Here is a 10,949-nt window from a genome sequence, read left to right as displayed (position 1 = left end):
GACAACGCTGCCGCCGGGCCTTCGAAGGTGTTGAAGCTACTAGGAGAAGTCCTGCGCTGACTTCTGCAGCATGGCCAGCCACTGCTGGCGGGCTTCCAGGGCTTCACGGGCGTCGGCGATCTTCTTCGCGTTGCCGTTCTTCTCTGCCGTGGCCAGGTCTTCCTGGAGGGAAGCGATGGTGGCCTCGAGCTGGCTCAGGGCGCTGTTGGTACGGGCCTTGGTTTCCGGATTGCTCCGCTGCCAGTGCTCGTCCTCGGCGGCCTTGACGGCTTCCTCGATGCGGCGGATACCGGCTTCCATCCGTCCCATGTCGGCCCGGGGAACCTTTCCGGCCTCTTCCCAGCGGTCGCGGATGGAGTTCAGTGCCTTCCGGGCCGCGGTGAGGTCGCGCACCGGAAGGATGCCCTGGGCTTCCTTCAGCAGTTCTTCCTTCACCGCGAGGTTGGCGGCGAACTCTTCGTCGATGACCTCGTTGGCTGCCTGACGGGCGGCAAAGAAGGTGTCCTGCGCGGCGCGGAAACGGGCCCACAGGGCATCGTCATCCTTGCGGCTGGCACGCTTGGATGCTTTCCACTCATCCATCAGCTGCCGGTATTCAGCGGCCGTGTTGCCCCAGTCGGTGGACGTTGCAAGCTCCTCGGCACGGGCAATCAGCGCTTCCTTGGCACGCTTGGCCGCGGTGTTCTCACTGTCCAGCTGGGAGAAGTAAGCCCGGCGGTGACGGTCAAAAACGGTGCGGGCGGACCGGAAACGCTTCCACAGGCTGTCTTCGTTGCTGCGGCCGAGCCGGGGACCGTTCTTCTGGGCCGTCTTCCACGCTTCGAAGAGCTCATTCATCCGGTTGCTGCTGGTCTTCCACTGGATCGTGGCCGGATCCTTGGCAGCAATCTCCTCAGCCTCAGCCACAATGGCCTCGCGGGCGGCGAGCTCGCGCGCCCGAACGGCCTCGGCTTCGGCCCGTTCAGCGGCTTCGGCTTCCTTGATGCTGTTGCGAAGGGTTTCGATCCGGGCGTCGAGAGCCAGGACGTCACCCACCATCTTGCGTTCAGCGACCTGCTCGCCAAGGTGCTTCAGGGTCTTCAGCATGTCCGTGGCAGGAGCCTTGGCCTGCACCCGTGCCTCCAGCAGCGCAAGCTGGCTGGCGACGTCGTCGTACTTGCGCACGAAGTAGGCCAGCGCTTCATCGCGGCTGGCATCCGGATACTGGCCCACCGGGAATTCTTCCCCTTCGACAATCAGGAAGACGTGGCCGTCCTCCTCGACGCGGGCGAAGCGGGCAGCCTCCTCCAGCGACGTGGAGTGGACCGAAGGTGCGGCGATGACCGGCTTGGGGGTTACCGAGGGGCCCGCTGCAGGCGCCGGGTGCCGTGCTGCAAAAGCTGCCGGGCTGGGCGTTGCGGGCCGTGGGGTTTCGGGAGCCTCCGGAGTAGTCCCGGAAACTGTTTCGTCGGATTTCTGACTGTCTGTCACCGCTAAAAGTCTTTCACTCGAGGTTTGGCAGTGCGGAGCCCGCGCTGCCATTTACTTCAGGGTAAACGAGTCTATCGTCACCGGGGTTTTCGGCGTTCCGTCCTGGACTTCAGCGCCTTCCTTCACAGCTCCCTGCGCGGCAACCGCTTCCAAAACATCCAGGCCTGAGGTTAGCTTACCCATGATCGTGTAGCCGCCCGTATCCTGCGGGATAAGCGAGTCTTTGTAAACGATGAAGAACTGCGTGCCGTTGCTGTCCGTGGAGGCGCCCCGGGCCACCGCAATCGAACCCGCCGGATACACTCCGTCCGCCGGCGTATTCTCCACCGGACCCCACTGGTACGCCGGATCTCCGGCTCCGTCACCGTTCACGGAGCCGCACTGCAGCACGCCCATGGTCTCACCCGTGGTGAGGCGGTGGCACGTTTTACCGGCAAAGAAACCGGACTCCGCCAGGGAAGAAAACACTGCGACGGCCTGCGGTGCGACATTGCCGTCCAGCTCCACGCCCAGGTCCCCGGCACTGGTGGACAGCGTTCCGGAGAAAACCTTTCCCTCCGCAGCGGACTTGTCCGGGACAGGGCCGGGGACGGCACCGTTTGTTTCGGCAGCCGCAGCCTGCTGCTCAATGAGCCGGGTCTCCTCCGGCGTCGGATTCGAAGAAAACCAGGCCACCTGCAGGGCCAGGGCCAGCGCCAGTGCCAGGACACCGGCCGTGCCGGCAAAAAGGTTGTCACGTTTCCGGCGCTTGGCCTGACGCTGCGCCAGATCCCGTTTAGCCTGCATCCGGGCAATGCGCCGGCGGGTTTCACGGTCCTGTCGGGGAGCGGCCACTGTGTCTCCTGGGGTCTTGGACTGGCATGGACGGCAGGACGACGGCGTCCTGCCGGGGCGGTGCAGGTCCCTCCGGTTCGCCTTGGCGCGCGCGGACAACCTAAAATGAGTGCCGCACATAGTTTAGGCATGCCGTCAGGCGATTTCCCTGCAGCAGACTGCCCATATCCCCAGAAGGAGCTCGCCCCGCATGGCACGCAAGGCCTCACTGTCAGGTTTCCCCGAATGGCTGCCGCAGGAGCGTCTGGTTGAACTCCATGTGCTGGACGTCCTGCGGCGCACCTTTGAACTGCACGGTTTCACCAATATCGAGACACGGGCGGTGGAAACCGTTGGACAGCTGCTGCGCAAGGGCGAAATCGACAAGGAAGTCTACGCGCTGAGCCGGCTGCAGGCCGATGAAGGTGAATCCTCCGGCAAGGAGGACCCCAACCAGCTGGCGCTTCATTTTGACCTGACCGTCCCCTTCGCCCGCTACGTGGTGGAAAACGCCGGGCACCTGGCATTCCCGTTCCGGCGGTACCAGATTCAGAAGGTTTGGCGCGGAGAGCGCCCGCAGGAGGGCCGCGCCCGCGAATTCACGCAGGCGGACATTGACGTGGTGGGCGACGGCGACCTGCCCTTCCGGTACGACGTCGAGCTGGCGCTGGTCATCGCCGAGGCGCTGGGCGCGCTGCCCATCCCGGACTTCCTGATCCGGGTGAACAACCGCAAGCTGGCCGAGGGCTTCTACCGGGGAATCGGGCTGGAGGACACCGCCGGGGTGCTGCGCAGCATCGACAAGCTGGAAAAGATCGGTGCCGCACGGGTTGCGGAGCTGCTGCAGGAAGAACTCGGTGCCACCGCTGAGCAGGCCGACGCCGCCCTGAAGCTGGCATCCATCCGCACCGGGGACATGTCCTTCGTGGACCAGGTCCGCGCCCTCGGCGTAACCAATGAGCTGCTTGAAGAAGGTTTGGACGAGCTGTCCCAGGTCATCGCCGAAGCCGTCAAGCGTGCTCCGGGACGCGTGGTGGCGGACCTGAGCATTGCCCGGGGCCTGGACTATTACACAGGCACCGTCTACGAAACCGTCCTGGTGGGACACGAGTCCCTGGGCTCAATCTGCTCCGGCGGACGTTACGATGCCCTGGCCTCCAAGGGAAACCGGAAGTTCCCCGGCGTCGGGCTCTCCATTGGCGTGACCCGCCTGGTGATGCGCATCCTGAGCCAGGAGTTTGCCGCAGCGAACCGCAGTGTTCCCACCGCCGTCCTGGTGGCCCTGACCAATGACGAGTCCTGGTCCGCCGCGCAGGACATCGCCGGAAACCTGCGGGCCCGCGGCATCCCCGTGGAAGTGGCAGCCAAGGCGGAGAAGTTCGGCAAGCAGATCAAGTATGCGGACCGCCGCGGCATCCCGTTTGTCTGGTTCACGTCCGAGGACGGCAGCCATGAGGTCAAGGACATCCGCTCCGGCGAACAGGTCCCTGCCGATCCGCAGACCTGGACACCGCCGGCCGAGGACCTGTTTGTCCAGGTAACCCCCGCCTAGCGTCCCTGGTGTCCGCGTCCGCCGGCCCATTCCGGGCTCGCGGCTGTCTCCCTATGGTTGGCCGTCTCCCCGTATTTGGCTGTCTCGCGGTACGCGATGGCGGCCTGTACGCGGGAGGCCACACCGAGCTTGGCCAGTACCCGGGAGACGTGGGTCTTCACCGTGGTTTCGGCAATGCCCAGCCGTCGGGTGATCTGCTGGTTGGACAGTCCCTCGCCCAGGCAGGCCAGGACCACTTCCTCGCGGGCGGTCAGCGGCTCGGTCAGCCGCCCCGGGGCAGGTGCCGGTAAGCCGGGGGCAGCTGCCGGGGGCTGTCCCTGTACAAACGCCGCAATCACCGTGCGGGTAACCGCGGGGGAGAGGACGCTGTCGCCGTCGGCCACACTGGCGACCGCACGGACCAGTTCAGCCGGCTCCACCGACTTCAGCAGGAACCCTGCAGCGCCGGCCCGCAGGGCTGCGTGCACGTAGTCGTCAATGTCGAAGGTGGTCAGCACCAGCACGGCGGACAGCGCCTGGCCGGTGATCTCAGCGGTCGCCGCTATGCCGTCCATTCCCGGCATGCGCAGGTCCATGAGAACGACGTCGGGGCGCAGCGCCCGTGCCATCCGCACCGCCGCCGCGCCGTCGGCGGCCTCGCCCACCACCGTAAAGCCGCCCAGCGACTCCAGGATCATGCGCAGACCGGCGCGGATGGCTGAGTGGTCATCCGCCAGCAGGACGGTAACCGGGTTGTTTGCGCTCAATGGATCTCCTGGGTCAGGGGCCGGGCCCGGCTTTCCACCGGCAGCTGCGCCTGCACCAGCCATTCGGCGCCGTTTTTCTCTGTTTCGGTCATTCCCGCACTGAAACTGCCCTCGAGCTGCCCGGCACGAAGCGACATGTTCCGCAGTCCGGCGCCGTTGCCGGCGCGGCAGGGATCGGCAGTGGCTGCCTGCTTCGACGACGCGTCTTCTTGAGACGCATCCGCCGGTGACATATCCGCCGCTGACACATCCGCAGCGGGCAGGGCGTTGCGGATACTAATGTCCAGGAACCCGCCGGCCTCCCGTACCCGGACGGTGACAGGACAACCGGGTGCGTGCCGGACGGCGTTGGAGAGTGCCTCCTGCACGATCCGGTAACAGGTGCTGCCCACAAGCACCGGGACTTTGAGGTCCGGCTCCAGGTCCAGTTCCACCGGGTTGCCGGACAGCCGGGCCGAGGCAGCCAGCGCCGCCAGCTGGTCCAGTCCGCCGGCCGCCGTATCCGCCGCAGGGGAGTCCGGTCCGCCGTCGGCCTCAAGCAGGTCGATCAGGGACCGCATTTCCTGCAGCGCCTGCACGCTTTCCGTGCGCACCTGGGCGAGCACACGGCGGTCCACATCAGGGTCGCCGGCGGCCAGGGCGGCAGCCGATTGCAGCGCCACGGCGGAAAGGTGTCCGGCAATCGCATCATGGAGTTCACGGGCCATGGCGCTGCGCTCCGCGGCGACAGCCACCCGAAGGTTCAGTTCAGCCAGTTCTTCGGTGCGCTCGGCACGCAGGCGCTCGGTCTCCGCCCGCTGCCGTTCCTGTTCCGCGCGGTCGCTTTGCCGCCGGACTGAACCTGCCCACCAAAGCGGAATGAGGCAGATGAGTACGGCCTGAAGCAGCCCGAAAAGAACCGCCGGCCAGCCCCCGTAGCTCAACCCCACCAGCACCGGCAGGATCACGACGCCGGCCACCGCCGCAGTTTGTACGCCCCGGCTGACGCGCGGCGAGCCAAAGAGGATGCCGGCGTAGAAGAGTTCAAACAACAGCAGATAGGTGATGATGCCGCCGCCCAGCAGGATGCTGGCTACAACGGCGGTGCCGGTAATTGCCAGCATCGCCGGGACGCTTCGCCGGCGGAACACCAGACCGGCACACCCGAGCAGCAGGACCGGCGCCCAGGCCCAGCCCGGAACGCGGGGCAGCGGCGGCAGCAGGTCCGCGCCGTTGATGCCAATGAACACAAGGACGGAGCCGCCCACAAGGTATCCAACGGCAGAGGCGACACCGGACTCCCAGACCCCGTCCAGGGAATAGCGGTTGTTGGGTGCGGGCATGACTCCAGAGTAGCCACCGGGGCGGCCCGCGGCGCCCGCCTGCTGAGGACAATCCTCCGAAAGGATGACGGGTCCCGGATGCGGTGGCACCAAAAGCCGACGACGGCGGCGTGACCTGCGGGTTTAGCTGTAGCCATGGATTTCTTGGTATATCTCATCATCGGCTGTGAAATTGGCTTCTGGGTTCTTCTCGCTGCGGGGCTCTGCACCCGTTATCTGCTGCACCAAAAGCGTCTGGGACTGGCACTGCTGGCCAGTGTCCCGCTCCTGGATGTGGTGCTTCTGACCGCGGCCGGAGCAGACCTGGCCCGGGGCGGCAGTGCCGGGAGCACCCACGGGCTGGCTGCGTTCTATCTGGGCTTCAGTGTGGCGTTTGGCCATACCCTGATCCGCTGGGCCGATGTCCGGTTCGCGCACCGGTTCGCCGGCGGCCCGCCCCCGGTCAAACCTGCCAAGGGCACCGCGCCCTACCGGCGCGGGCTCTGGATTGAATACGGACGAGTGCTGATCGCGATGGGCATTGCGGTTGCCGTGCTGCTGGGCATGATCGCGTTCCTGGCCGCCCCCGGCGAGACCGGCGAACTGTGGGCCTGGGTGAAGCGGGCGGGTCTGGTGGCCGGAATCTGGCTGGTGGCCGGTCCGGTCTACGGGATGTTCGAACAACCGGCAAAGGTCCTGCCGGCGCAGCCCGGGGCGTCGGCCCGGACGTAGGCAGCCGTGCGGGATGCCGGTATCGCCTAGGCTTAAAGCATGTCCACTGCACCAACCGAAGCCCTGCTGCCCTGTGCCGAACTGCACCTGCACATTGAAGGAACCCTGGAACCGGAGCTGATTTTCGAATTGGCTGCCCGGAACGGAATTTCACTTCCCTACGCAGATCTTCAGGAGCTGCGCAGCCGGTATGAGTTCACCGACCTGCAGACCTTCCTGGACCTTTACTACGCCAACATGGAGGTGCTGCGGACCGAAGCGGACTTCGCCGACATGACCCGCGCCTACCTGCGGCGGGCCGCCGCGGCGGGGGTGCGGCACGTGGAAATGATGGTTGACCCCCAGGCGCACCTGCTCCGCGGGGTTCCGCTGACGGACTGCATCAACGGAGTGGCGTCAGTCCTGGCCACCAGCCTGGAGGAGTTCGGCATCTCCACCGAACTGATTGCCGCGTTCCTGCGGGACCGGCCGGCCGCCGAAGCGGAAGAGGTCCTCGAGCAGCTGATCGCTTCCAACGCTCCGATCGTGGGCATCGGACTGGACTCCGCGGAAACTGGCAATCCGCCGGAAGGCTTCGTGGACCTGTACCGGACGGCCCGGGACGCCGGCCTCAAATGCGTGGCCCACGCCGGCGAAGAAGGGCCGTCGCACTACATTGAACAGGCACTGGACTTGCTGCTGGTGGACCGGATCGACCACGGGCTGCGCTGCCTGGACGATCCAGGCCTGGTGGACCGTCTGGTACGGGACAGGATTCCGCTGACAATCTGCCCGCTGTCCAACGTGCGGCTGCGTTCCGTGGATACCCTCGCCGATCATCCGCTGCCGCAGATGCTGGCGGCCGGCCTGAACGTTTCAGTGAACTCCGACGATCCGGCCTACTTCGGCGGCTACGTGGATGACAATTTCGCTCTGCTGCGGGACACCTTCAACCTGACCGCTGACCAGCTTGCGGAGCTGGCCGTCAATTCCGTGGAGGCATCGTTTGCGCGCCCGGCCCGGCGTGCAGAGCTGCTGGAGATGATTAGCACCTGGCGTGCGGCGCAGGACTAGCGCCGGTCAGGACGGGGAGGCGATATTCCGTCCGTCGGGGGCGCAGCCCCGGATCGGCGGAAGGTCAGCCGCACCACCAGTCCAAACACCAGCACGATCAACATCAGCACAATCGCCAGCGGCGGCAGACTCAGCGCTGTGACGAGGGCACCGGCCAGGCCCGCAAGGTTCACGGCCCGCGGCGTGTACCAGCGCCGGTGCTCCAGCGAATAACCGCACAGATTGGTGATGGCCGCGTGGAGCAGCAGGGCAAAGCAGGCCAGGCCAAGCAACGTGCCCAGACTGATGGTCAATACCAGGACGACGACGGCGGCACCCGCGGCCGCAACCGCCGGCCACGGAACGGAACGCTTCCGGCCGGCGTGTGCAAATACCCGGGGGAGGTCTCCGTCGCCGGCCATCGCGGCAGCGGTGCGGGCGCTTCCTTCTACGAGGACCCAGACCCCGCACAGGCTCGCGGCGCCGGCCGCAATCGCCACGGCACCGGTGCCGATGCCCAGCCCCACAGCAGCCACCGGCTCGCGCAGCGGAGTTACTGATGCCGCCAGGCCTGCCGGACCCTGAAACCACGTGATGAGGGACAGGGCAACCAGCAGGTACAGGAGAAGGGCCACGATGATGGATGCCGGAATGGCCCGGGGCAGGTTGCGTTCCGGTGCGCGGACCCGAAAGCCTCCGGCAGCGAGGCGGGCGTATCCGGCAAACGCAAAAAAGGCGAAGGCCGCACCCCGGAGCAACCCGGTGGTCGACTCCGCCTCCTCCAGCACGCCCGGCTGCGGCGGCGGTCCGCCGGCCTCGTTGAAGGCGACCACCACGCCGAAACCCAGCACGCCGATCACGAAAGCCAGCACAAAACGGATGACCCAGGTGCTGCGCTGCAGTCCGAACAAATTGAGGGCAGTCGCCGCCAGCGCCGCTCCCGCGGCTGCGGGGCGGGCCTGATCCGGAACCACATACAAGCCGAAGGTCAGGGCCAGCACCGCGGCCGAAGTCACCAGTGCGCACACCATGGTCCATCCGGTAAAGAATCCCATATATGGCCCCAGCAGGACCCTCGCCGCTGAACGCGCGGTTCCGCCGGCATTGCGGTGACCGCTGATGCGCAGTCCGGCACTGAGCAGGAAGGTTGATGCTGCGGTGCAGTAGGCCACGAGGGCGGCGAGGGCGAGGGAGGCCGCCAGGGCGAATCCGGCAGCGTTCGCGACCGGGGGCAGGACCACAAAAATCCCGCCGCCCACCATGCAGCCGATGCCCACGGTGGTGGCATCAAATCCGCCCAGCGGGAGTTTCGCTCCTGAGCTTCCGGACACGTGCCGCTCCGTTCAGTCGGGCCCGGGCGGTGCTGCGCCCGCACCGGGCTGCGCAGCGGTGCCCTTGGCAGGGAAAGGATGTGAACACCGGTAAACTCATGAAGAGACCTTGTATTCACAATGAGCGGGAACAGTGGTTTCCGCAAGCAATCTTGAAAGGACTGCTGTGCTGCGCACTCATGCCCTTGGTTCCCTGAGGGCCGAGCATATTGGACAGACCGTCACCCTCGCTGGCTGGGTGGCCCGACGCCGGGACCACGGCGGCGTTGCCTTCCTTGACCTCCGTGATGCCTCCGGAGTGGCCCAGGTGGTGGTCCGCGAAGAGGACGTCTTCCACGGACTGCGCAACGAATACGTTCTTCAGATCACCGGCACCGTGCAGAAGCGTCCGGAGGGCAACGAAAACCCCTCACTGGCCACCGGTGAAGTGGAAATCATCGCTGATGATGTGGTGGTCCTGAACACGTCCGACCCGCTGCCGTTCCAGATTGACGAGCACGTGGAGGTTGGTGAGGAAGCCCGCCTGAAGCACCGCTACCTGGACCTGCGCCGTCCCACTCCCGCACGGAACATGCGCCTGCGTTCCGAAGCCAACCGTGTGGCCCGCAACCTCTTGCATGACGAGGGCTACGTGGAAATTGAGACCCCCACGCTGACGCGTTCCACCCCCGAGGGTGCCCGTGACTTCGTGGTTCCCGCACGTCTGGCTCCGGGTTCCTGGTACGCCCTGCCCCAGTCCCCGCAGCTCTTCAAGCAGCTGCTGCAGGTCGGCGGTTTCGAAAAGTACTACCAGATTGCCCGCTGCTACCGCGACGAAGACTTCCGTGCGGACCGTCAGCCGGAGTTCACCCAGCTGGACATCGAGGCAAGCTTCGTCGAGGAAGACGACATCATCGCGCTGGGTGAATCCGTGGTGAAGGCGTTGTGGAAGCTGATCGACGTCGACATCACCACTCCGATCCCACGCATGACGTACGCGGACGCCATGGCCCGCTACGGTTCCGACAAGCCGGACCTGCGCTTCGGCCTGGAGCTGACGGACCTGACGGAATTCTTCAAGGACACGACCTTCCGCGTGTTCCAGGCTCCCTACGTGGGCGCCGTCGTTATGCCCGGCGGTGCCTCGCAGCCCCGCCGCACGCTGGATGCCTGGCAGGAATGGGCCAAGCAGCGCGGCGCCAAGGGACTGGCCTACGTGCTGATCCAGGAAGACGGCACGCTGACCGGACCCGTCGCCAAGAACCTCACCGACTTTGAGCGCGAAAACCTCGCGGAAAAGGTTGGCGCCAAGCCCGGAGACTGCATCTTCTTCGGTGCCGGCGAGACAACCGAAGCCCGTGCCCTGCTCGGCGCAGCACGCGTGGAAATCGGCCACCGCACCGGCCTGATCAACCCCAACGACTGGGCCTTTGTCTGGGTTGTTGACGCCCCCATGTTCGAGCCGGCTTCCGCCGCCGTCGCCGCCGGTGACGTGGCAGTGGGCGGAGGAGCCTGGACGGCCGTGCACCACGCCTTCACCTCCCCGAAGCCAGAGTTCATGGACACCTTTGACACGGATCCCGCGTCGGCGCTGGCCTACGCCTATGACATTGTCTGCAACGGCAACGAAATTGGCGGCGGCTCCATCCGTATCCACCAGCGCGACGTGCAGGAACGCGTCTTCAAGGTCATGGGCCTGTCGCAGGAGGACGCACAGGAGAAGTTCGGCTTCCTGCTTGAGGGCTTCAAGTACGGCGCACCGCCCCACGGCGGCATCGCCTTCGGCTGGGACCGCGTGGTTGCCCTGCTGTCCGGCAGCGAGTCCATCCGCGACGTCATTGCCTTCCCGAAGTCCGGCGGCGGCTATGACCCGCTGACCCAGGCACCGGCTCCGATCACTGCTCAGCAGCGCAAGGAAGCCGGCGTGGACTTCAAGCCGGAGAAGAAGGCTGAGGCCAAGCAGGACGACGCCAAGAAGGACTAGGTCTTTCGC

The 10,949-nt window shown here is 66.1% G+C and carries 9 protein-coding genes; 4 read left to right on the top strand and 5 right to left on the bottom strand.

From position 1 onward, the window contains the following. Window positions 1–39: 39 nt before the first annotated feature. The gene (locus tag CXQ89_RS10825) at window positions 40–1,521 is read right to left on the bottom strand and encodes a DUF349 domain-containing protein (RefSeq protein WP_104054026.1); all 1,482 of its coding nucleotides are present in this window, start codon (window positions 1,519–1,521) and stop codon (window positions 40–42) included. Next, window positions 1,522–2,304, bottom strand: a complete 783-nt coding sequence (locus tag CXQ89_RS10820) for a peptidylprolyl isomerase (RefSeq protein WP_258060037.1) — start codon at window positions 2,302–2,304, stop codon at window positions 1,522–1,524. It abuts the gene before it with no gap. Between the two features lie 190 nt (window positions 2,305–2,494). On the opposite strand from CXQ89_RS10820, the gene hisS reads away from it, so the two are divergent. After that, window positions 2,495–3,835 carry a histidine--tRNA ligase gene (gene hisS / locus CXQ89_RS10815; RefSeq protein ID WP_104054028.1) on the top strand — a complete coding sequence of 447 codons (1,341 nt, stop codon included), beginning with the start codon at window positions 2,495–2,497 and terminating at the stop codon, window positions 3,833–3,835. Here the strand turns inward: hisS and CXQ89_RS10810 are convergent. Both CXQ89_RS10810 and CXQ89_RS10805 read right to left on the bottom strand, forming a co-directional pair. Further along, window positions 3,832–4,581 carry a response regulator transcription factor gene (locus CXQ89_RS10810; protein ID WP_258060035.1) on the bottom strand — a complete coding sequence of 250 codons (750 nt, stop codon included), beginning with the start codon at window positions 4,579–4,581 and terminating at the stop codon, window positions 3,832–3,834. The genes hisS and CXQ89_RS10810 overlap by 4 nt on opposite strands. Further along, a complete protein-coding gene (locus CXQ89_RS10805) occupies window positions 4,578–5,903 on the bottom strand; it encodes a histidine kinase (RefSeq protein WP_104161220.1) in 1,326 nt (441 codons plus the stop codon). The genes CXQ89_RS10810 and CXQ89_RS10805 overlap by 4 nt, the downstream gene beginning before the upstream one ends. Before the next feature lie 135 nt (window positions 5,904–6,038). Between CXQ89_RS10805 and CXQ89_RS10800 the strand changes: the two genes are divergently transcribed. Beyond that, on the top strand, window positions 6,039–6,614 hold the full coding sequence (locus CXQ89_RS10800; RefSeq protein WP_104161219.1) for a hypothetical protein: 576 nt from the start codon (window positions 6,039–6,041) through the stop codon (window positions 6,612–6,614). Window positions 6,615–6,653: 39 nt separating this feature from the next. Further along, on the top strand, window positions 6,654–7,667 hold the full coding sequence (locus tag CXQ89_RS10795) for an adenosine deaminase (protein WP_104161218.1): 1,014 nt from the start codon (window positions 6,654–6,656) through the stop codon (window positions 7,665–7,667). Here CXQ89_RS10795 and CXQ89_RS10790 read toward each other — a convergent pair. Next, window positions 7,664–8,977, bottom strand: coding sequence for an APC family permease (locus tag CXQ89_RS10790; RefSeq protein ID WP_104161217.1), 1,314 nt, complete (start codon window positions 8,975–8,977; stop codon window positions 7,664–7,666). The genes CXQ89_RS10795 and CXQ89_RS10790 overlap by 4 nt on opposite strands. A 166-nt stretch (window positions 8,978–9,143) precedes the next feature. On the opposite strand from CXQ89_RS10790, the gene aspS reads away from it, so the two are divergent. Continuing rightward, the gene (aspS, locus tag CXQ89_RS10785) at window positions 9,144–10,940 is read left to right on the top strand and encodes an aspartate--tRNA ligase (RefSeq protein WP_104161447.1); all 1,797 of its coding nucleotides are present in this window, start codon (window positions 9,144–9,146) and stop codon (window positions 10,938–10,940) included. Window positions 10,941–10,949: the final 9 nt, after the last annotated feature.

It is taken from the genome of Arthrobacter sp. ZGTC212 (genome assembly GCF_002929255.1).
GTDB lineage: Bacteria > Actinomycetota > Actinomycetes > Actinomycetales > Micrococcaceae > Arthrobacter_B > Arthrobacter_B sunyaminii.
Note: the sequence above shows the minus strand (reverse complement) of the source record. Positions and strands in the feature narration are given on the sequence as shown.